Genomic DNA, 19,830 nt, shown 5'->3' on the forward strand with positions numbered 1-19,830 from the left:
GGGAATGAACCCTCAAGATGAACAGCGAATCCGGGAAGAATTTGAGTTGAAAAGGCAATTGCAGGCCGATGCAGATGCAGCAGACACCGTTAAAGGCTGCCGCACCTTGCTCTGGCTGATCCCACTGATTTTGTTGGTGTTGATGTGGCCCTTGATCTTATTTGTGATCAACTTCATCCTGGCCTGAAGGTCCATCAAGGCCAAATCTGCTGGATGAGGCCCTCAAAAACCCGATTCATTTTCAGTCCGGCCCACACCGCTGCCCTGAGGTGAGCGGGGTTCGGTCTGCGCCACCTTCTGGCCGTGCGGCCTTTGTAGAGGGTGGTGGTTTGCTCCCCGAGGGCTTCCGCTTCGGCCTGGAGGGTGCTTTCTGCGCTCTGGCCGAGGGTGCCGAATTCCACGTCTGAGGCGTACCGGGTGCTGTTTTTCACGTCGAGGGTGAAGCGGTTTTTGGTGCTCCGGTTGATCACGTCGATGTTCATGAACAGCTTCCGGGTGCGCTGGTAGATGCCTTCCGGGGTGTCGTAAACGCCTTGGTTGACGCCGGTGATGGCCAGAGCGAGGGTGTACTGGGCGATGTCTTGCACTTCTCGGGTCATTTCGGCGTGGAGGCGAAGCTCCCTGGCTTCCTCTTCAGCCAGCCATTCATCGAAGTTGCTGTCCAGCATGACTCACTTCCTTTGCTCAAAGCCTTGTCTCCAGGCGTCCAGTTGCCGTTGGGCTTCTTGCACCTCGTGATCCTCTGGGGTACTGGTCTGCTGGGGGCGCAGACCGCCGTTTTCTTCAAGGGTCCGCAGGTACGCTTGGCGTGGGCTGTCATCGTACCGGTAGGAGGGTTTCGGTTCGGGGCCCTCTCCGATGTATTCGGCTTTCACGCCCCATTCGGAAGCCATCAGGTGGTCCCGCATGCCCCATGCCCTTTCCCGGGAGAGACGCCTTTCTCTGGCCTGCCAGACGTCTTCGATGAGGACGTGGGGGAGGTTCTGGACGTAATCGAAGCCTTTTTCTTCGATCAGTTCCGTCAGGGGGTCGCGTTCTGCAGGGCTTCCATCTCGGTTTTTTGCGCTTTGGTCAGGCGGCCCCGCAGGTTGATCGCCAGCGCTTCGACCTTTGCCAGCAGGCTTTCGAGCTGGTTGAGTTCCCAGAGGGTCTGCATGATGAGGGGCATGTCGATGAGCTGCACTTGGTTGACTTTTTCGATTTCGGTGACGCTGTGCTCCAGCATTTGCTGCACAGCAGTGACGTACTCACCTTCGATGAGGATCCCGAGGGCTTCCTGGTTCCCGTCTGCGGTGGCGAGCATGGCACCGACGGCGACGAAGTTGAGGAGTTCCCTCTGGTGGGTGCTGGCGTGTTTGAGCTTCCAGGCGGTGAGGGTGAGGGTCTGACCGGAGTCCAGGGTGATGGTCCTTTGGTATTTGGTGTCGTACATGGGGCCTCCAGAGGCAAAGGGTCTTCTGTTGTTGTGAAAGGACCCCCGAAAAAGGGTGGGGGTCCTGTGGTGCTTCAAAAAGGGGGTTTACAGGCTGGCGAAGTAATCGACGGCGAGTTCTGCTGCCACAGTGTCGAGATCTTCGTTGGCGATGCCGCCAATGGTGAAACCTCCATCTGCGGTGGCTCCAACGGTGAAGCCGGGTTTGCTGGTGATGCTGGCAGGCAGCGGGAAACCTTTGGATTCCAGAGCAGTCAGGTTGAATTTGAGGGCGCTGCCGTTCGCTCCGTCGAGGCCTGCCCCCACGCCATCCCCAGTCAGTTGGGCGTTCGGGTAGACGCGCAGCTCACCTTTCCCGCCGTCCGCTGCGGGGAACACCATGATGGCCATGCCATCCACGGGGGTGCTCTGGGTGGGGGTCACCCAGACGCTGGTGGGCAGGGTGCCTGCGAGGGCGAAAGTCACGCCGCCACTGACCACGGTGCTGCCTGCTGCGGTGGGCCATGCGCCGGGCGCGGCCGCTGCGGACTCTCCGGCCACGGTGACTTTGTACAGGTAACCGTTGGCAACGGCGGGGCGCACCAGGTCGCCCACTTCGTAATCGAAAGTGGTCTGGAAGGCAGCCACGTCACTTTCATCCAGCCAGCCTTGGATGTTTCCGGCGTGCAGGTAACGCACGCCGGGATCGTCCACGCTGATGGATTCGAAGGTGACCACGTCTTTGAAGCCCGTCTGGAAGATCCGGACGGTTTCTTCTGCGCCGTTCGGGGCGGCTTTCATTTCCACTTCGTTTTTGGTGGGAGAGAACTGGGGGCTGCGGGTGTACCCGAGGTCGAAAGTCTTCAGGTCTTTCTTGCTGGGGAAGTACATGCGGAAGCCAAGCATGCGGGCTTTGTCGGCACTGCGGGCTTTCGGGTTGGCCAGAGTGATGGTCATGGTGTCTCCTTGTGGGGGCCCTGGAAGGTCAGGGTGGTCTTGTACCCCCCGTCGATGGGGGTGTTGTTCTCCGTGAGGAGTTCGTATGGGGTGTTGTAGTTGCTGCTGCTCGGGTGCTGGTGGAGCCTCCGGGTGATCCTGCCTGCGAGGGCTCTGGCTTCGGCTTTGCTGGGTGCAAGCACGTCCATTTGGACCATGCAGGTGCGGGTGATGCCGTCAAAGTTGAGGGTTTGAGGGCTGTAAATCACCACGAAGCCACCGCTGTCTTTCAGGTACGCTTTGAAGCCACCGGGGTAACCGTAAGGCAAGTCGGCTTCCTCGTCGAGCAGGGTGTTCACGGGAGGGTCAAGGCCCGTCAGGTGGTTTTTGAGGGTTTCATCCATGGTTCACCGGGAGAGTTTCGCTATGAAAGGCGTCCCGAGGGTGCTGCGCCTCGGGGTTTGCAGGGTGGTGAGGGTGAGGGTCCCTTCCGGGATTTCGGTGGTGGCGTTGATGGCCGGGAGGGTTTGCCCTTCTTTGAACTCTCCGAGCCAGGTGTCCCGCTCGGGGCTGGTGGCCATGAAGTCGATGCTGCGGCGATCGGTGGCTTTGCTGGGGTCCCAGGCTTTGAACCGCAGGGTGACGGTGTGGGTGGTGGGTGCTGCTGGCCTGCCGTTCACGAAGGGCTCTGCTGCGGGGGTTTTCCACGTCCAGGGGTGCTCGCGGTTGTAGATGGAGGTGCTTTGCGAGCGGGTCAGGGCTTGCATGTCAGCGAAAGCATCATCAAATTCCGTCACCGGGCCACCCCCGCAACGAGCCGGAAGGGACCTCTGGGGGGCCTGCAGGCCTTTTCGATCAAAGCAAGGGCTTCAGCTTTGTATTTTTCGCTCTGGTCGGCGTGCTGTTTGATGCCAGAGCTTTCCCGGCGCACCGACCCTTCCCCTTCGACTGTGACGGTCAGGCCTGCCTTCTCGGCCTTCTGGAACTCGTTGTTGGTGTGCAGCAAAACCAGCACATACAACGCTTTGGCGTGCTCCAGCAGGGAGGTTTGTTGCACCGTCCGGTTGTTGACCTGCATGACCACCCAGGCTTCTGCTGCTGCGCAGTAATCTTCTTCCTTCCCGGAGGGCAGCACCACAGCCGGGAAGTGACTCAAGAATTGCTCTGGCGTGAATTCCATGTTCCCTCTCAATCACCCGACCTGAGGATTCAAGCCTGGCTTGCAAGCCAAGCGTTGTATTCCTTGAGGGTCCAGTAACGCACGGTCTTGCGACCCTTCCAGAGTTCCACCTGGGCGGTTTGGGGCACCAACTGGGGGGTGTGGTTGATGACGAAGGGTTTCTCTCCATCGGTGATGGTGTACTCCCCGCCATAACTGGCAATTTGCTCCACCACCGTGGCGATCACTTGCCCTTCAGGGATCTCCTTGATGGTTTTGTCGGCTTTGGGAGACTCGGACAGCCCGAGTTCCTGCAGGATCTTCTCGGGAGGGCTGCTCTGGCTGAGCAGTTCAAGCAGTTTGGTGATGCGTTCAGGTTGCTCTTTGAGGGTGCTGGCGATGCTCTCAGCGGTCCCTTCAGGCCAGTCGGTGGGCAGGTTCACCAGTTGGATTTTCTTTTCGGAGAGGAGTTTCTCAACGGCGTCCCGGTCACCTGCTTCAAGGTGGTCTTTGATGGCCTCCAGGTCCTTTTCGGTGGGAGGGGATTCCGAGGGGTCGATGAGCGGTCCGGTGAGGGCGAAGATGGCGGCTGCGAGGAGCCATTTGCGGGATACGTTGGACATGGGTTCTCCTGAAAAAACCCCGGCTGGTGCCGGGGTTCAATGCGTGAGGGCTTAAAGTTGGCGGGAGCCGGTTCGGACGCCGTCTTTGTCGGCTTTGCCGAAACCGTAGGATTCACGGAACACCACGCGCTCGAAGCCTTTGACGATCAGCTTGTCGTATTCCACCATGGTGAGTTTCTCATCGACGTACTGTTCCAGGCCGAGGTTGGTGTCGATCAGGGCGACTTTGCCGGTGCCTTCGAGCACGCTGCCTTTGGGGGCACGTTTGGGGGTCATGCCGAGGATGCTGGGGAAAGCTCCGGTTTCACGGAAGCGGGCTCCGTCAGAGGTGGCATCAGGGTCCACCAGGTGGGCAAGGGTGAGCAGCTTGCCCAGCTCCACGCGGTCACCGGTGATCACGTTGGGTTCAGCGTCGTTGTCGTTCATCAGCAGCATCAACTGCACGAGGTCTTTGAGGTCCCAGAGGGTGGTGGCGAAAGCGGTGTTGGGGGCAGGGTTGCCGTTCTCATCACCGTTGATGCTGACTTCGAGGGCCTCATTGACTTTCTCGCGTGCACGTTTGCGGCCCACTTTGGCAAGGTACCGATTGAACAAATCCAGTCGGACATGCGCCAGAGCCTGGTAGCTCGCTTCGAGCCTCCAGGAGCGCTCTTCGAGGTTCACGCTCTTTTTGGATTGGGTGAGGACAATCACACCCTGTCCTGCCCCTTCGGTGGTGTCGCCAGCAATGGCGTCCCCTTCGATTTCATCCAAGATGCCGTAACGCACGGCGGTGCTGCTGGTGGGCACCACCACGCTCACCAAGTCATTCAAGCCCAAGAGGTGCATGCCGACCTTCTCGAATTCCCGCACGACCTGCTCGACCATCACAGGGAAGAACACCTCGTTGCCGTTGTCGCTGAAGAAAGAAGCTTCGATGTTGCCTGCAGCGGGGCCCGTGGTGATGATTCCGGCGTTGCGCAGGATTTGCGCGATCGGGCCTTTGCCGTGCTTGTCTTCCACGTCAGGGTTGTACACGTCGGTGTGGAGCTGGTTGGTTCTGGCCAGTCGCAGCATGAAAGTCAAAGGGCTGATCTTTTTGGCTTGCGCTTCGGCCAGCACGCCTTTGGCGTCTCGCAGGTCACTCAGGTTGTATTTGCTCATGGGTTCTCCTCCGGGGAGCGAAATGAAAAAACCCCGAGTGTCCTCGGGGCTGGGGCTTCAGGTTGAGGTGGATTACCCGAGGTCCACTCGGGCGAAATGCTGGCCACCTTCAGTCCAGGTGGCGCGGATCCGGCATTGCAGGCCACCTGCAGCCACTTTGGCTTTGCCGGTGCCGTCCACCACGAGGGTTTTGAGGCCGACAGTGAGCAGGCTGGTGGTTTCGATGTCGTGCACGCCGCGCTCTTCGACGGTCACATTGCCGTTCGCAGCCCGAACGGACACCAGTCCAGTCAGGGGGTCGCCGTCCGCACCGAGGCCCACCGTTTCATTGCCGACGATGGTCACGCAGCTTCCAACCACCACGTTGGCGTTGTTGGCTTTGTAGGTGCTGGCGCTTTCGCTGGTGTAGGAGCGGTAACTGCGGATGTTGTTGAAAGACTTGTTCTTCATGGCCATGATTAAGCCTCCGTTGCCCAGTCGATGGGCTGAGTTTCGTTCTCGGTTTTGGAATTGCCAGAGGAGGGTTTGCTTTTCCGCCCGTCAGGGACAGTGGCGTCGGCTTGTTTGCGCACCAGGGCGACTTGCTTTTGCAGGTTTTCGATGCTCTGGTTTTTGAAGGCAGTGACCATCAGGTCACCTGCAGCCGGGCCATCCTGAGCGCCGTGCAGCCTGACGCACTCGGTGCGCAAATCACCCAGCAGGGCTTCCCGGTAGGCCGTGCCGTCCGCTGCGCGTGCACGCAGTTCAGTGAGGCTCTGGTCGGTGAGGCCTTCAGCGGTCTGGACCCCGAGGATCCCTGCGATGCGGGAGCGTTCCGTTGCTGCGCCCAGGGAGAGCACACCCTGGTAGACTTCGGCGTGCTCGGTGCGCAGCACTTCAGGGGTGAGGGCAGGGGCGTTTGCCGTGGTGCCGCCTGCAGTGGCGGGAGGGGTGGCTGTGGTGCTGGAGCTCCCAGCTTCAGCGGCAGTGTTTTGGGCTTCCTGGTTTTCTTGGGGCATGGATGCCTCTCCTTTCCGGTCACGGCCTCTGGTGCCGGTTGCCGATTGAGGGATGGAGTCGAGTTCTTCACGGACGATGTCGGACAGGGTGGCAATGCGGTCAGCGAGGCCCGCATCGATGGCGGCTTGCCCTCGCCATGTGGCACCCGTGGCGAGCTTGGCGGCTTCCTCGTCGGTCATCTCTCGACCAACTGCAACGGCATGCACGAACTCGTCATGGATGGCCTGCAGTCCGCCCATCCAGTCTTCGAGGGTCGCTTCATCCATCGCTTCGAAACGCTGCCCTCGGGCTTTGCCGGGCGTGGAACGCACGTAAGTGAACTTCACGCCTGCCTGAGCTGCCGCTTCGGACTGGTCAACGTGCGTGGCGATCACCCCGATGGACCCGAGTTCCGCTCCGGGCGCCATGACCACTTCGGTGGCCTGAGAACCAATCCACAGGGCAGCGGAGTACATGCCGTCATTCACCACGGCCACCACGCGTTTCTTCTCCGCTGCTCGGGCCACGGCGCTGCCTGCAATGCCCGTGCCGGAAACTGTCCCTCCGGGACTGTCGATGTTCAAGATGATGCTGTGCACCCTCGGGTCGTCAGCGAAAGCATCGATCTGCGTGGCGAAACTGTGCGGATCCACGTAACCGCACATCTCCAACCAACCTGCCCGGGCCATCACCGGGCCAATCAAAGGCATGATCGCCACGACTTTCCCGCCGCTGTCAGCCGAGGAACGACCTTCAGCGGTAGGGGTTTTCAGGAGCTCAGCGAGGTTGATGCCTTCGTCGGAGGCACCCACGGTGATGTTGTACTGGCGGTCTTTTCGCAGTTCAGCCAGCAAGGCCGGGTCGGCATCGATGCCTTCCATTCTTGCGGTCAGGATGGCCAGCATCGTTTCGACGCCCTGCTCGGACATCAACCAGCGCCCACGGGAAAAGTAACGGTTGATGATGCTGTCAAATTTCATGTGTTCTCCTCACAAAAAAACCACCCTGAAGGGTGGCGAAAAAGGGTGCTTCGGGCGCGGTCACTGCACCTGCCTCACCTCCTCGTAGGCGTTGCTGAGCTTGTTGAAGGCCAGCATGGAAGTCACGGCATTTTCAGGCTGCTGAGGCATGTTCGGTTGACCATCTGCGAGGTCCTCGGTGAGGTCCAAGCCGTGTTTTTGTTCGATGCGGGAACGCATGGCTTTCGGGAACTTCTCGTACAACTTCAAGTCGGTGGCCACCTGGATGCTCTCGGTGTTCGCTTCATCCAGAGCGAAAGCGCTCGGGGCCTGCTGGAATTCCACCTGGCAGGCCACTGGGATGCCGGAGAGTTGCATGTGCAAGTTGATGCCGAATTCGAATTGCCGGGCGACCACGTTGGCGAGGTTCCACGCTTCGGACTCCACCATCGGGTACTGCACTTTGGCGAGCGCTTCGGTGGTGGTGTCCACGCTGCCCCTCAGGAAGCCCAGGGTGCGCATCCCGGAGAACTTCAGGCGTTCCAGGGCCTTCATCACGTCAGGGTAGCCTTCTGCGCTCTTGGCGAGGTGCGTGACGTTCAATTTCGTGCCCAGAGGGGTGATCAGCAGGCCCTGCTCGGCCTGATCGATGATCAACGAGGCCATTTCGGTGTGGAAGTCCAGCACTGCCGACTGGTAATCCTCGTCGGTCAGGGGCCCTGAGTCCGGGTCGGAGTCGGCTTCCAGCTCTTGCCGGGTGGGTGTGGGCACTTCGGCATGCAAAAGCACCGCTTTGGCCATCAAACCCACCACCCGCTCAAGGCTCTGGATGGCTTTGTGGTGCATTTCGGTGGCTTGAATGGCAGGAAGCATGAGCGGCACCCCATAAGGGCTGTCGCTGTCCGTCTGGATGGGAATGTACCTGTACGTGCGGGTGTCGAGTTGCACTTGCGGACCGAAAGCCTGCTGGAAGTACTGATAATTCCCTTCTTCATCCTGCGAGATGCGCACCGTTTCGCAGGGCACAATCGCCACGTCCTGCACGCCTTTGCGGTTCTCCAGAGGGAACCATTCGCAGCTTGACGCTCCGAAGATGGCTTCGCGGAGCTGGTTGTTGGCCAGCCCGTTCAGGCCACCGCCCACAGGGTAGATGCGCTGCGCCCACACTTTGAATTCCTGCTCGGCTTGCTTCACGGCCCTCGCTCCACCGGTGAACCGCACGGTGTGGCCGGGGTTGGCGAGGGCAATGAAATCACGGATTGCGCCGCTCATGTCCGGGTCGAATTGCGCCAGCCAGCGCAGCAGTCGCACCAACCGGACAGCTGAATCGTTCGGGTAACCCGAGAAGGCCATGGTGCGCATGCCTCCCATGCCGAAACTTCCGCCGAGCTCACGGGTCGGACCGCGTGAGATGCGGCCCCCTTTGAGTTTGCTGCTCACTGCGCGAACAGCTTGCGCCCGAAGGTGGGTCAGTTGACTGCGGGCTTCCGGGGTGACAGGGGGGTCCCTTTTGGGGCGACCCAACCCGAGCAGGCGTTGAAAAACATTCATTTTTTGGGACCTCCAGCGTTTCTGTTCCGGGCTGCCTGCATGGACTTGAGGACGGATTTGTATGTGGTGGCAGACACAGGGTTCTGTTCTTCCTCTGGGAGCAGCAGGGCCGTGGCGGCCCAGACCAGGGCGTCCATGCGGTTGGGGGATTCCATGCCGCGAATCCAACCGGTGAGTTCCTCTTCAAGCAGCTCAAAGAAACCCACGTGTGAAACCCGGCCTTGCATGTAAGCCACAGCGATGGGCTCCGCGCGGATTTGTTTGCCTTTCGAAGCCCAAACCAAGGTGATTTTGGGGGTGCTGACGCCGACGCTCTGGCAGTGCGCGCGCAGCACCGACGAGACCATCTCACCACCGTTGTTCTTCTCAGCGATGATTTCATTTGCCTGCCAGAACCGGTAAGCCTGCAAAGACACCACAGCCCACTCGTCCGGGCTGTAAGACCCAGTCAGGTCCTCCAGGACGTAACCGCGACCATCCGACCCGAGGGCCATCACCACAATGCCGCACTCATCACCAGATTCGGAGGTGCTCGGGTCAAGGGCGACCACGATGCGCACCAGACGCAACGTCTTGAGGTCCACGGTGGGCGGCACCCGGTGGTCTTGAATCCACTGCATTTGCCAGAGGGCGGATTCACTGTCGGTCGGGTCGTTCATGTACTCAATCCGGAAGGACTGGGGCGTCATGGCTTTGCGGATTTCCTCAAGGGCCTCCAAGGACCACCGGGTGGGCCACAGCAGGCTCCCATCCTCCAGGATCGCCTGGTACCTGCGGGTCACCCAACCGCCATTCTCACCTTCCGCCAGCAGGCGCATCAGCAGGCTTTTCTTGTGCAGGATCGTGCCGAGCACAATGAAGTGGTATTCTTGCGCGCCAGGCAACGGCAGCAGTGCACGCGTGAACCAATTCCAGAGTTTCTCCCTCTGGGATGCGGTGTACACGTTCTCGTCGTTCTCAAGGTCATCGACGATGATCAAATCTGGACGCTTACCGCCTTTTTTCAGACCACGCAACTTCTGGCGTGCCCCGACGCCCATGAAGCGAATGCCGCCCATGGTGATCACGTCCCGCACGGTTTTCTTGGTGCGTTTCTTGCGGTAATCTTTCGCTTCAGGCAACCGCAAATGCGGGTATTTCTCGGTCAGTTTCTCGTTCTCAAGCAACTCACCGTACAAATCCCCCATCAACGATTCGGCCTGCGTTGCCGTGTCAGACACCAGAATGATGAAGGCCTTCCTGAGGTGCGCCGCTTCATACAACGGCCGGCCCAGAGAATGCAGGGTGCTTTTCGCATGGCCACGCGGAGCGGCAATGCACACCCGGTTGTTCTGCAAAGCCAAACTGGCCGTCTCGAAATGGAACGCAGCAGGTTCACTCGGGAAGTGGTGCGGCAAGAACTCCTGGCACCACCCGAGCATCTTGAAGCCATCCAGGCTGATTTTGCTGCTGGCATCCCGGGTGCTTCCGGTCAGGGAGTCAGCGATGTCCTCCAGGTATTCCATCCACGCTGGGCGGTCACTCTGGGAGGTCAAATTCGCGGCTTGCCCACTTGCCCGTAACATTTCGGTATAGGTTGGCACGCGTAACTTCATCGATCCCCACCTCCCTCATGGCTTCATCGAGGTCGATGCTGAGCAGCAGCATGAAGTCATCGAGCGCTTTTTTGAGGGCTGCCCGGTCAAATTTCGAGCCTGAGTTGCGCTCCACCTGCTCAGCCGTGCGGATCAGCATGCTAAATTCGAACACCGAAAGCTTCTTGATGACCTCCGGGCTTCTGAGATGCTCGGAGGTCATCATGGCCAGCACCCTGCAGACCTGCGCAAGGGTGCGCCGCTGGTCCAGGGTTTTGGCTTTGTCCTGCGCAATGCGGTCCTCATTGAACCGCCGTTGCCCTTCCCGGACTTTCTCCTGGAAGACCTGCCGGACTTTCGGCCAGTTCTCCTCAGCCGACCAGCGCTCCAACGTTCGAACGGTCGGCGCATCCGGCTCTTTGGCGAGATCCGCAAGGCTGCAGTCGGTGGTGATGTAAAGCATCCGCAACTGCTCACGCAGCACCTGCTTCACTTCAACTGCAACGGCCTTCTTCGGAGGGGGCTTCTTGCGGGTGGTTTTCTTGGTTGCAGCGGGGCCGTCTCTGGAATTCTTCCGGCCCCGAGTTGCAGCCGGGGGTTTCTCTCTCGGGGCCATGTCACCTCCAGGTGGCTGAAAGGTCAGTGATCAACGCTTCTGGCTTGCTCCAGTTGACGCTTCACGCACAAGGCGATTTCTCGCATCATCAAAGGCGGCACGCTGTTCCCAACCCGAGCCCACGCCTCCTTGAACTCACCGGGGAACTGGTATTCATCCGGGAAGGAACCGAGGCGCTTCAGCTCACCGAGGTTGATCAACCTCGGGTAACGCCAGTGGTAAATGCCAGAAGCGCCATTCCCGAACACCGTTTTGCTGATCGTCAAAGCAGGCTTGTTCGGGTCGAGTTTGTGGCTGTTGAACCAGTGGCCTTTCGGGTGGGCCTCATCGAAGCCCTGGCCGGGTTTCACTTTCGCCCAGATGGACTTCCCGAACTCCGACTGGATCAAACCGGAGTCCTGGTCTTCAGGGAGACCCTCGAAAGCCTCCCGGACGGTGACCGGTCGGGTGTGCGGCACCGGAAAGACCGGCTGCAGCTTCAAGTCTTTGCGGAAACCCACGAAGATCATGCGCTCCCGGGCTTGAGGCACCCCGAGGAAACTGGCATTCAGCTTCCGGCAGGCCACTTCGTACCCGCAGGATTTCAGTTCCGTGAGGATCTCAGCAAAAACCTGCTTCATTTTGCCTTTCACCATCCCGGCGACGTTCTCCATCACGAAAGCCCGGGGCTGCACGCCCCTCAGGAGGCGCACGAATTCCCGGAACAACTGGTTTCTCGGGTCATCAATCATGCGCTTCCCGCTGGTGCTGAAGCCCTGGCAGGGAGGACTCCCGTCGAGCACGTCCAACTCACCGACCTGCAGGCCCGTCAAACGGAAGAATTCAGGCACCGACAACTGCGCGATGTCCCCATGCCACACCTGCAAGTGAGGGTAATTCAACCGCAAAGTGTCCACGGCGTGCTGCTCCCAGTCCACCGCCAGAACTTCCTTGAAGCCCGCCATGTGGTAACCGGTGCTCGACCCGCCACCCCCAGCGAAGAAACTCGCCACGGTCGGTGCTCCTTGCGCTCTGGGGGCATGCGCGTCCGACCAGCACTGCCTGAGGAAATCCGGGTAGGTCATGGCACGAACTCCTCACCGCAATGCGGACAGGTCACCTTCTTCACTTCCTTGGCGATTTCTTCGGTGTACTCGGGAAATTCAGAAGGCAAGTTCTCAGCGTTGAACTTCTCGAACAGGGCATTCACTTCAATTTCAGAGAAGCCCGTCCCGAGCAGAGACCCACCATCGGCTTGCAGTTCCTGCAGCCACGTGGACAGGTTGGCTTGCACCCAACCGCCCAGTTCTACGTGCTTGTTGTCGGCAACCACGTAAGCCCGGGCGTCCACGTCGCTGGACAGGTGCACGCCACGCACCACCGGAATCAACCACTCGCCGTCCTGCTCGGCCACCCGGTCCGGTGCAGGCTGACCAGAAGCTTTCAGGGCACTCAAGGACTCCAATCGACCGTGCCCAGCGAGGATCTTGTTGGTGGTTTCATCCAGCAGGATCGGGCTGACGTACCCGAACCGCCCGAGGGACTCTTGCAGCTCGGTGATGGCGTGGTCTTTGGGGTTCCCATCCCAGGTGAGGGACAGCAGGGCCGAAAGGGGCATGTACTCAATTCGCATGGTTTGCTGTTGCATGATTCACTCCAATAAAAAACCCCGAGCCGTACAGACTCGGGGTGGGTGTGTGGCGATCCGGGCAGGATTTGAACCTGCGACCCTGCGTTTTGGAGACGCACGCTCTACCAGACTGAGCTACCAGATCACGAAAGCCCAGAGTGCCCCTCTGGGCTGCATTTCGTCAACGAAAGTCTTTCAGCGCCTCCCGGATTTTCTGATCGCTGTCCGGTGTGGGCTCTGGGTGTTTTGCGCGCTTGGCATTGCGGTGCTTCTGGATCACCTGCTTGGTTTGCAGGGCCAGAGCGAAAGCCATCGGGCTGGGCTTCATTCCCGCTCAGGGTAATGCCAGGTGCCCACAGCTTTCGTGTCCTCATCTTGCGCGATGCTGGCCACGCCGTAAGGTGCCTGTTCGGTGTCATTGAAAGGATCAGGGAAAACTGTGGCATTGACCCTGTTTTCACTGCTCTCAAAAGCGTTGTTGACGATGGCGGGACGGTGCCACTCTTGGCCGTGTCGATCTGTGGTGACGTAGTGAATGATTCTTCCAACTGTCGCTTTGGTGGTCATGGTGTTCTCCTGTCGGGTGCCTGTCTTGCACTCTGGGTGGGCTGAAAGGGCTTAAAGCGGAACGTGGTGCCATTTGTCGCATGGCTGCGAGATGGGGATCACCTCCTTAGCGCAGGGCGCCACATGCTGATGGTTTGGGTGCATGGCCTGAAACGGGGTGCGGTAAGTGCATTTTCATGGTCTACCTCAGGGCCACCCGTTAGCTGTTTGTTGTTAAACGTCTAACGGTTCGTCTTGGAACAGTTCACTCAAATCAAAATCCGGCCGTGTCCTGCACTGGCCGGATTTCAGTGGCGCACCTTTGACAGCCAGAGCTGCTGCGCAAGCTGCAAGGGTGGCTTCCCGCTGTTGAGCTTGGGACCTCTGGGCAGGCAAAACCAGAAATTTCCTGCCGTTGGCCTCCTCCCACACCCATCCCCTCTGGCCGGTGATGTCGCAGAACACATGCAGCATGCGCGCTGAAAGGTCAGGGTTGCAGTGCGGGTCGAGGATGCAGGCATGCAGCTCATGCAAAGGCGCAGAGAAGCGCTTGCTGAACCATGCTGCATCAGCGGTCTTGCCATTGGGCAGAGGCGTCGCTTCTATGAAATTCCGAAATGACATGCAACCTCCCAGAGCAGCCCAGGCCGGGACTCTCACCCGGATCTTCCCTCACGGGACGCTTTCCTTAAGCGACCTGAACGAAAGCCCTGACCGTGAAGCCAGGGACCCGAACGGCAAACATCGAACCGGTGCGAGCAGAGCCCATCATGGATGCTTCGCACCGACTGGCTTCTCGCGCCAGACGACCCCCTTGCTGACCTTCCCTGCCCGGGTGCTTTGAGATGCCCATCCGGCAACCCTAGACCAGCAAGGACCCTCAGGAGGTGACCCCCTATCAACTGGGCCCGGAATGCCACCGGGGTGGGTGCATGCGCCACCTTGCACCTCTGGCCTGAAACCGCCACGGCGCTGGCAGGTCCACTTCGCGCTTCAAGCCTCGCGCAGCCTCGCATCTGCCTGCAAACCGAAACGAAAAAGGCCTGCACAATGGCAGGCCCTGACAGACTTTTTGCAGCTTAAATACATTATACGGGGTTTTGCGTGTAAAAGGTCAATCGGGGTTTTCCTCCTGCTCCAGCAGGGCAGCAGAATCCCTCAGGAATTGCTGCTCTGACTTCTGGTTGAAGTGCTCCACCAAAGTGGCCTGCTCCAGAGTTCCATCCTTGTGGACCAGCACGCTCACCCCTCCGGCATGCACAGCCTGATCCGGGCTGTTCCCATCAGGATCCTGATCGCCCAGCACGTCCCGCACGAAAGATCGGGCTTCTCTGGCCTTGAAGTTCCTTTCAGCCATCAATTCTCCAGGTGTGTCCCAGTGCATGGTCAAAGACAACCGCAAAGCCTCCAGTGCCTGCAGCATCCGCGGATGCTTCTTGCGGATGGCGTCACGCAGCACCAGAGCACCCCGGTCCTCTCGCCACACGAGATGCATGTCATCTTCGATGGGCCGACCATTCAGGGTGGCTTTGCTGGAAAGCCATGCAGCCAGGTCCTGCCAGGCGGCAGGGTTGTGGGGCCTGCCGGAGAGGATGTCGAGGGCTTCACCGTTCACGATCTCCAAGGGCCTCTCGGGGGTGTTGGTGTGCAGCACAATCAATTCGAAGTAAAAGCGGATCCCGTCGAGGGTCATGAAGTGCACGCCCGGCTGGTACCTTCCGGTGGCCACCTTGCGGTTCTGGTCGTATTCTTTCCTGCAGCGCACAAACCTGCGTTCGGCATGCACGGCCTGCACGGCGAGGGCTTTGGCATCATCGAACTGGCCTCGCCACACCAGGAAACTCATTTCTTTCAGCAACCGGTGGGATTCCATGAACGCATCGATCATCTGCACACTGGAATGGTCCGCTGGCTGCTCGGGGTTCGGCAACCCCATCAAGTTCAAGTCAAAATCAGGGAGGCAATGCCCCAACCAGATGGCTCTGGCAATGAGGTTGTGTTCCAGTTTCATGTCGGGGGTGTATTCGCGTCGGTTCATCCTCAGTGTCTCCCAGAAGAAAACCACCCTGGGTGCTCGGGTGGCTGGTGTTGGTGTTCAGGTGTTGGGCTGTCCAGTCAAATCCGGTGTGAGGTCACGATGGGTTCAAAGCCGTCCCTTTCTGCGCTTCGAGGCGTTCGGGTGGCGCTTACGCAACCGCTCTGGCTTCCGATGAGGTGCAGGCTGAGCGTGGATTTTGAAGGGTGCTGGGGCATGCCGAATCAAGCCCATCTGCACGGAAAGGAAAAATTCCTTCAGGCTGATTCCCCTGCACGCCAGTTCCTGCTGGATGCGGTGCCTCGGGTACCCGGCGTGCTCCAGAGACCGAATCATGCTTTCGTTTCTGGCATGCTGCCGTATGAACCCATGGAGGTGGCCGTTGTGTGTCATCTCGTTGCCCTCTGGGAGTGACGGTTTCGCATTTCTTCTGCGAAGTCCTCCCGGTGGAGTTGCACGCCACGCCAGAAGGCGGCAACCTGCTCGGGGTGCGTGTACGGACAGTGGATGCTCCATTTGAAGCCTGAACTGTTGGCTTTGAGGGCAAACAGGGCTTCTTCGTAACCGTGGGTTTCGGCTTTCTCCAGAGCCACCCTGACGGTTTTCTCGATTTGAAATCGGGTTTTGGGCAAAGGGGTGTGTTGCTCTGGGTTGGTCATGGCCATCCACCTGGGGGCACGTCGAAGTTTTCTTTGAAGACATCGGGGTTTTGCCATGGGGGGGTGAAGTCTTGCAGTCCGGTCGGGGTGATGGTTTTGTAGCCTCGGGTCATGCCGTGCACCAGGGCGATGAGTTCGCTGCAGTCGCAGAGTTCACCTTGTGGGCCTTCGAATCTGGAGTTGAGGGGCAGGATGATGGCTTCGTCCACTTCGATCCACTGGAAGGGGGGTGGCGGGGTGGGCATGCGGTGCCATGGGCGGTCTTTGGCTGTGCGGGTCGACCAGAGCATGGGCATGCGGTACCAGAGTTGTGTGGAGAAGGTGCATTTCGCTTGGGCTTGCTCAGTGAAAGCCAAGTCGACGATGCTTTTGTCGAGTTGGTGAAAGGGTGCCAGTCGGAAGCCATTGAAGTGCAGGATGCCTTTGAGCATGCGCATCAGCGTGGCTTCCACAACGAAGTTGTCCTGTTCGCTCCACGCGTTGCTGTAACTCTGGTAGCTCTGGCTGATCAGGGGTTTGCCTGAGAGGGCAAGTTCGATGCGTGCAGTGCTGGGGTCGTTGTGGATGAAGAAGTGGTACGGTTCGAGCAGGTAATTTCGGTTCAGGGCGTCTTGCAGGTTTTGGAGGTCCTCGAAGGTCAGCAGGTTGAATTTTTGCTTCTCGGGCATGGTGGGTTCCTTCTGGGGCTCATGGGTTTTGCTTGTGTTTCTGGAGGTGCCTGTAGCCTTTGGGGGTGAGGCGGTAAAAGCAGACTTCTCGGGGTGAGTATTGGATTTTGCGTTTCAGCAGTCCATCGATGACCATTTCGCTGGCCAGCCTGCCGACCAGAGCTGGGCTGTGGCCGGTGGCTTCTGCGATGTCATGCACGGACTGGAATGTGAAGTTGGTGGCGTGCAGGATGTGCAGGCTTTTTTTGGGTGCGCGCATGGGTCTCTCTGAATGAAAGAAACCGGGTGCTTTTGGCAGCCCGGTTCTGGTGAGGTGGGGGTTCAGGGTTCGGTTTGCTCTGGCTGTGGCTCTGGCTGTGGGGTTTCAGCCCAACCGACTGTGAAGTGAGGTCCTTTGAATTGTGCGGCTTCTTCTTCGCCAGTGAATTCCTGCACGGTGTATCCCCAGGCGTCGAGGGATTCTTTGACGATCGGGTTCAGTTGCCCTTTGACGTACAGCATGGGGCTTGTAACCCATGGGTTTTGGGTCATGGTGATGATTTCACGCATGATGAACCCCCACTGTGCTTGCCATTCGCCAGAGGTGACGTTCTGGTGGCGTTCTCGGGCGGTTTTGGCGTCGATGATCATGGGTTCGTGCACAGTGGGGTCTCCTGCTTCGATGGCGTACTGGCGTTGTGGGTGGCGTTTTTGTTCGAGGGTGAGGATGGTTTGGGCTTGGTTGAGGTCGGTGAAGTGGTGGGCGTGCTCCCGGAAGTACCGGTGGAAGTTGTGGCTTGCGAAGTATTGCTGGTGGCCGTCTTCGAAGGTGATTTTGATGCAGTAGGTGGTGTCGGGGTGCTGGAAGTCGGTGCTGGTCATTCGAAGATCACCTTGATCATGGGCACTTGGGTGTTGAGGTGTGCGTGGATGTAGTGGATGCTTCCTGCGGGCTCGGTGCTCTTGAACCAGTACAGGTCGCCTGCAATGAAGGTGGCGTGCTGTTCGAGGGTGTGGACGTGGGGGGCGAGCAGGGTGTCCCAGAGGGCTTGGGGGAGGGTGAGGGTGACGCCTGAGGGTTCGCTTTCTTCACCGAAGGTTTTTTCGGTGTGGTGGGTGTGGGTGAGGGTGATGTAGGGGGTCCAGTTTGGGGCGAACTGGGAGAGTTTGCGGTCGAGGAAGATGTATGGGCGGGAGGTTTCGGGGTGTTTTTGGGTGTGGAGTTTGAGCATGTGCTCCAGGGCGTACTGGAGTTGCTCGGGGTTGAGGGGCAGGTCGGTGTTTTTGTGGGCTTCTCCGATGGTGAAGGCGATGTGCTCTCGGGTGAAGGGTTTGAAGGGGGTGTGGCGGTGGGTGCCGTGCAGTCCGTCTGTGTAGAGGGTGTGGTAGTAGGTGGTGTGTTGTGTTTTCATGTTGTCTCCTGTGCGCGTTTGCTTCCCGGCTGTGCGCGTTCTTATGTCATTCATTGTATATCATTCAGATATACTTGTCAACGCTTAAACCGCTCTGGGAAGGCAAAAAATCAAATTGTTAAACAGAAAACATCAAACAAATGACATTTGATGTCACACCAAAAACGTGATGTCTGGAGTCCTCGAAGGTGGCGCATCCAGCAAACGAAGCACGCTGGTCCCGCTGTAAGAGAACCCCAACCGGGTCCGGTCATCCGGACCCACCACGTGACCCACCGAATGCAGCCAGAGCAGCTTCCCAGTGAACAAAACCGGATGGGCCTTCAGAAGGTCCCGGCCTGGCCACAGCAGGTTCTTCAGCATCGGCGCAGGCACATGCAAATCAAAGCCCGAGAACTTCAGCTCAGGGCACACCTGAGGGTTCCGGCAGTAAAAGAGCTGCGCCCTCACCTCATCCGACCATGTGGGCGGCAGGCGAATGAAAAAATCATCCAGATCCACGCACTCCACCCCCTCCGGCGTCACGGTGGTGCCCCAAGCCAACAGGTATTCCGCGGTGGCCACCGCCTGCCCAGCGGTCAGTTCGCCCCGGTAAGCCTCTGGCGTGCAACCCAGACCGTACACAAACCCTTCCAAGGTGAACGGCTTGTAGAACCGCCCACGGTCAAACTGCTCCCGGGAATCCCTCAACCCCCTCTGGAAGATCTCAGCGAGCAGATTCGAATGGAGCGGGGTGTATTGACTGTTTTGGGGGTTTTTCATGTCGATCCTTTCACGAAAATGGCCAGCATCCGCTCAGCCAGATCCTTGCAACTCATGCCATAAGGGTTCCGGGTGCTCCTCAACACCCCGAACCGCCAGCAACCCATGTGGTGAGGACCAAAACCAAAAGTGTCCATGTGTTCCACCGGGCATTCCTCCAGAGCTGCATCCAGCAGCACCCGCGTGAAATCCCGATCGAAGGCATGCCCGAGGTCCTGGCAGGCACGCATGAAGGCATCCAACTGCTCATCTGAAATGCGCGCCCAGCCCCGCTCCTCTGGGCGTTCCGCATGCCACGCCACGAAGCCCACAGGAATGGAGAACCCCAAAGTTGGCGTGAACAGCACTTCCCTCACCAGAAAAAGCGCAGGCTTCGGCTCCACAGGCTGACGGTCAAAATCCGCCATTTCCAGCAGGGCCCACCAGAGCACCACAAAGAACGACCGCACAGCCTGCATCATCCGACCATCCTCCGATCAAGGCTCTGGTGTCCTCGCCGGGCCAAGCAGTACGCCCGACCCAGACCATCCCCTGGGCTCAAGCCCGGCAGGGACGTGAACACCCTCAGTTCAAGGCCACGTTTCGAAGGGACCGGCACGCGCACCTGGTACGCGCCTTTCTCCCGGCCCCAATCCCAACCCAACTGTGCGACCCGTGCAGCCAGAGCAAAGAACAACTCCTTCTCCAGCAGAGACCCTTCCTGTGGCCGGTCAGCCACTGTCCACAGGCCCCCGTTCAGCTCGTAAACGCTTTTCATTCCGGCATGTGGCCGCACGAATTCCGGATCCACGAAAGCCAGCTCTTCAAACAACACCAAACTCGGCATCGAGCACTCCTATGGTCTTTGGGATGATCTCCCAGGTGTAATGCGGGAACGGACCATCGGGGGTGCTCACGGTGGCCACCCAATGGCAATGAAAAGCCTTGCTGCGGTCCCCAAGGTGCTGCCAGCGCAGCACAGCCAGAGGGTTTCGCTGGTGCACCCGCATTTGCTCAGCGGCCATCAACCGGCATGCTTCGACGGAAGAAAACAACTCCAGGTAAATGAGGCGCTCACTGCCCTCCACCGTCCGGGCCACGCACCGCAAAGAAAACACCCTGCGGGTCTTCTGCAAGGCACCCAGCCACTCCAAGAACCGCAGCCACCTGAGCTTCAAAGCGACATCAATTTCGACCACATCATGGATCCTTTCACCCCTCGGGGAATGCA

Annotated in this window: 31 protein-coding genes and 1 tRNA gene; 1 reads left to right on the forward strand and 31 read right to left on the reverse strand. The window is 59.2% G+C overall.

Annotated features, from left to right (window positions below; genetic code table 11):
- Nucleotides 1-4 precede the first annotated feature (4 nt).
- Nucleotides 5-187 (forward strand): hypothetical protein, encoded by a 183-nt coding sequence (locus Q371_RS11560; RefSeq protein ID WP_034340632.1) that lies wholly within the window; start codon nt 5-7, stop codon nt 185-187.
- Nucleotides 188-194: 7 nt separating this feature from the next.
- On the opposite strand, the gene Q371_RS11565 is transcribed toward Q371_RS11560, so the two are convergent.
- The 31 genes from Q371_RS11565 to Q371_RS11715 all read right to left on the reverse strand — a co-directional run bounded on the left by Q371_RS11565 (nt 195) and on the right by Q371_RS11715 (nt 19,798).
- Nucleotides 195-668 carry a hypothetical protein gene (locus Q371_RS11565; RefSeq protein ID WP_034340633.1) on the reverse strand — a complete coding sequence of 158 codons (474 nt, stop codon included), beginning with the start codon at nt 666-668 and terminating at the stop codon, nt 195-197.
- Between the two features lie 3 nt (nt 669-671).
- Nucleotides 672-908, reverse strand: coding sequence for a hypothetical protein (locus tag Q371_RS11570; protein WP_034340635.1), 237 nt, complete (start codon nt 906-908; stop codon nt 672-674).
- Nucleotides 909-1,021: 113 nt separating this feature from the next.
- The gene (locus Q371_RS11575; protein ID WP_034340638.1) at nt 1,022-1,432 is read right to left on the reverse strand and encodes a hypothetical protein; all 411 of its coding nucleotides are present in this window, start codon (nt 1,430-1,432) and stop codon (nt 1,022-1,024) included.
- Between the two features lie 87 nt (nt 1,433-1,519).
- The gene (locus Q371_RS11580) at nt 1,520-2,368 is read right to left on the reverse strand and encodes a hypothetical protein (RefSeq protein WP_034340641.1); all 849 of its coding nucleotides are present in this window, start codon (nt 2,366-2,368) and stop codon (nt 1,520-1,522) included.
- Entirely contained in the window at nt 2,365-2,751 is a 387-nt protein-coding gene (locus tag Q371_RS11585) for a hypothetical protein (RefSeq protein WP_034340644.1), read from the reverse strand. The genes Q371_RS11580 and Q371_RS11585 overlap by 4 nt, the downstream gene beginning before the upstream one ends.
- Before the next feature lie 3 nt (nt 2,752-2,754).
- Nucleotides 2,755-3,144 carry a hypothetical protein gene (locus Q371_RS11590; RefSeq protein WP_034340647.1) on the reverse strand — a complete coding sequence of 130 codons (390 nt, stop codon included), beginning with the start codon at nt 3,142-3,144 and terminating at the stop codon, nt 2,755-2,757.
- Nucleotides 3,141-3,527: a hypothetical protein gene (locus Q371_RS11595; protein WP_034340651.1), complete on the reverse strand. Its 387-nt coding sequence runs from the start codon at nt 3,525-3,527 to the stop codon at nt 3,141-3,143. The genes Q371_RS11590 and Q371_RS11595 overlap by 4 nt, the downstream gene beginning before the upstream one ends.
- Before the next feature lie 29 nt (nt 3,528-3,556).
- Nucleotides 3,557-4,129 carry a hypothetical protein gene (locus Q371_RS11600; protein ID WP_034340655.1) on the reverse strand — a complete coding sequence of 191 codons (573 nt, stop codon included), beginning with the start codon at nt 4,127-4,129 and terminating at the stop codon, nt 3,557-3,559.
- Nucleotides 4,130-4,180: 51 nt separating this feature from the next.
- Nucleotides 4,181-5,272, reverse strand: coding sequence for a hypothetical protein (locus Q371_RS11605; RefSeq protein ID WP_034340658.1), 1,092 nt, complete (start codon nt 5,270-5,272; stop codon nt 4,181-4,183).
- A 72-nt stretch (nt 5,273-5,344) separates the two neighbouring features.
- Nucleotides 5,345-5,722 (reverse strand): hypothetical protein, encoded by a 378-nt coding sequence (locus Q371_RS11610; protein ID WP_157442667.1) that lies wholly within the window; start codon nt 5,720-5,722, stop codon nt 5,345-5,347.
- 8 nt (nt 5,723-5,730) lie between these two features.
- Nucleotides 5,731-7,230 (reverse strand): S49 family peptidase, encoded by a 1,500-nt coding sequence (locus Q371_RS25670; protein ID WP_051964141.1) that lies wholly within the window; start codon nt 7,228-7,230, stop codon nt 5,731-5,733.
- A gap of 60 nt (nt 7,231-7,290) precedes the next feature.
- Nucleotides 7,291-8,760 (reverse strand): hypothetical protein, encoded by a 1,470-nt coding sequence (locus Q371_RS11620; RefSeq protein WP_034340664.1) that lies wholly within the window; start codon nt 8,758-8,760, stop codon nt 7,291-7,293.
- On the reverse strand, nt 8,757-10,355 hold the full coding sequence (locus tag Q371_RS25675; protein ID WP_084571389.1) for a phage terminase large subunit family protein: 1,599 nt from the start codon (nt 10,353-10,355) through the stop codon (nt 8,757-8,759). The genes Q371_RS11620 and Q371_RS25675 overlap by 4 nt, the downstream gene beginning before the upstream one ends.
- The gene (locus Q371_RS11635; RefSeq protein ID WP_034340666.1) at nt 10,279-10,950 is read right to left on the reverse strand and encodes a hypothetical protein; all 672 of its coding nucleotides are present in this window, start codon (nt 10,948-10,950) and stop codon (nt 10,279-10,281) included. The genes Q371_RS25675 and Q371_RS11635 overlap by 77 nt, the downstream gene beginning before the upstream one ends.
- 23 nt (nt 10,951-10,973) lie before the next feature.
- The gene (locus Q371_RS11640; protein ID WP_051964144.1) at nt 10,974-12,014 is read right to left on the reverse strand and encodes a DNA cytosine methyltransferase; all 1,041 of its coding nucleotides are present in this window, start codon (nt 12,012-12,014) and stop codon (nt 10,974-10,976) included.
- Nucleotides 12,011-12,577 (reverse strand): ParB N-terminal domain-containing protein, encoded by a 567-nt coding sequence (locus tag Q371_RS11645; protein ID WP_034340670.1) that lies wholly within the window; start codon nt 12,575-12,577, stop codon nt 12,011-12,013. Before Q371_RS11645 ends, Q371_RS11640 begins: the two co-directional genes overlap by 4 nt.
- Before the next feature lie 50 nt (nt 12,578-12,627).
- Nucleotides 12,628-12,704, reverse strand: a tRNA-Trp gene (locus tag Q371_RS11650).
- A 36-nt stretch (nt 12,705-12,740) separates the two neighbouring features.
- Complete coding sequence (locus tag Q371_RS26990) at nt 12,741-12,887, reverse strand: hypothetical protein (RefSeq protein ID WP_157442668.1); 147 nt, start codon at nt 12,885-12,887, stop codon at nt 12,741-12,743.
- The gene (locus tag Q371_RS11655; protein WP_034340673.1) at nt 12,884-13,126 is read right to left on the reverse strand and encodes a hypothetical protein; all 243 of its coding nucleotides are present in this window, start codon (nt 13,124-13,126) and stop codon (nt 12,884-12,886) included. The genes Q371_RS26990 and Q371_RS11655 overlap by 4 nt, the downstream gene beginning before the upstream one ends.
- A 213-nt stretch (nt 13,127-13,339) precedes the next feature.
- Nucleotides 13,340-13,729 carry a hypothetical protein gene (locus Q371_RS11660; RefSeq protein ID WP_034340676.1) on the reverse strand — a complete coding sequence of 130 codons (390 nt, stop codon included), beginning with the start codon at nt 13,727-13,729 and terminating at the stop codon, nt 13,340-13,342.
- A 490-nt stretch (nt 13,730-14,219) separates the two neighbouring features.
- Complete coding sequence (locus Q371_RS11665; protein WP_034340680.1) at nt 14,220-15,143, reverse strand: hypothetical protein; 924 nt, start codon at nt 15,141-15,143, stop codon at nt 14,220-14,222.
- A gap of 105 nt (nt 15,144-15,248) precedes the next feature.
- Nucleotides 15,249-15,533, reverse strand: coding sequence for a hypothetical protein (locus Q371_RS11670; protein WP_034340682.1), 285 nt, complete (start codon nt 15,531-15,533; stop codon nt 15,249-15,251).
- Entirely contained in the window at nt 15,530-15,799 is a 270-nt protein-coding gene (locus Q371_RS11675) for a hypothetical protein (protein ID WP_157442669.1), read from the reverse strand. The genes Q371_RS11670 and Q371_RS11675 overlap by 4 nt, the downstream gene beginning before the upstream one ends.
- Entirely contained in the window at nt 15,796-16,467 is a 672-nt protein-coding gene (locus Q371_RS11680) for a hypothetical protein (RefSeq protein WP_034340688.1), read from the reverse strand. Before Q371_RS11680 ends, Q371_RS11675 begins: the two co-directional genes overlap by 4 nt.
- Nucleotides 16,468-16,486: 19 nt before the next feature.
- A complete protein-coding gene (locus Q371_RS11685; protein WP_034340691.1) occupies nt 16,487-16,726 on the reverse strand; it encodes a MarR family transcriptional regulator in 240 nt (79 codons plus the stop codon).
- Nucleotides 16,727-16,788: 62 nt separating this feature from the next.
- A complete protein-coding gene (locus Q371_RS11690) occupies nt 16,789-17,328 on the reverse strand; it encodes a hypothetical protein (RefSeq protein WP_034340694.1) in 540 nt (179 codons plus the stop codon).
- Nucleotides 17,325-17,858: a hypothetical protein gene (locus tag Q371_RS11695; protein WP_034340698.1), complete on the reverse strand. Its 534-nt coding sequence runs from the start codon at nt 17,856-17,858 to the stop codon at nt 17,325-17,327. Before Q371_RS11695 ends, Q371_RS11690 begins: the two co-directional genes overlap by 4 nt.
- A gap of 153 nt (nt 17,859-18,011) precedes the next feature.
- Nucleotides 18,012-18,620: a hypothetical protein gene (locus tag Q371_RS11700; RefSeq protein ID WP_034340702.1), complete on the reverse strand. Its 609-nt coding sequence runs from the start codon at nt 18,618-18,620 to the stop codon at nt 18,012-18,014.
- The gene (locus Q371_RS11705; protein ID WP_034340705.1) at nt 18,617-19,081 is read right to left on the reverse strand and encodes a hypothetical protein; all 465 of its coding nucleotides are present in this window, start codon (nt 19,079-19,081) and stop codon (nt 18,617-18,619) included. The genes Q371_RS11700 and Q371_RS11705 overlap by 4 nt, the downstream gene beginning before the upstream one ends.
- Nucleotides 19,078-19,446, reverse strand: a complete 369-nt coding sequence (locus tag Q371_RS11710) for a hypothetical protein (protein WP_034340707.1) — start codon at nt 19,444-19,446, stop codon at nt 19,078-19,080. Before Q371_RS11710 ends, Q371_RS11705 begins: the two co-directional genes overlap by 4 nt.
- Entirely contained in the window at nt 19,424-19,798 is a 375-nt protein-coding gene (locus Q371_RS11715; RefSeq protein WP_034340709.1) for a hypothetical protein, read from the reverse strand. The genes Q371_RS11710 and Q371_RS11715 overlap by 23 nt, the downstream gene beginning before the upstream one ends.
- Between the last annotated feature and the right edge of the window lie 32 nt (nt 19,799-19,830).

Origin of the sequence: Deinococcus misasensis DSM 22328, from assembly GCF_000745915.1 — a bacterium.
Lineage (GTDB): Bacteria > Deinococcota > Deinococci > Deinococcales > Deinococcaceae > Deinococcus_C > Deinococcus_C misasensis.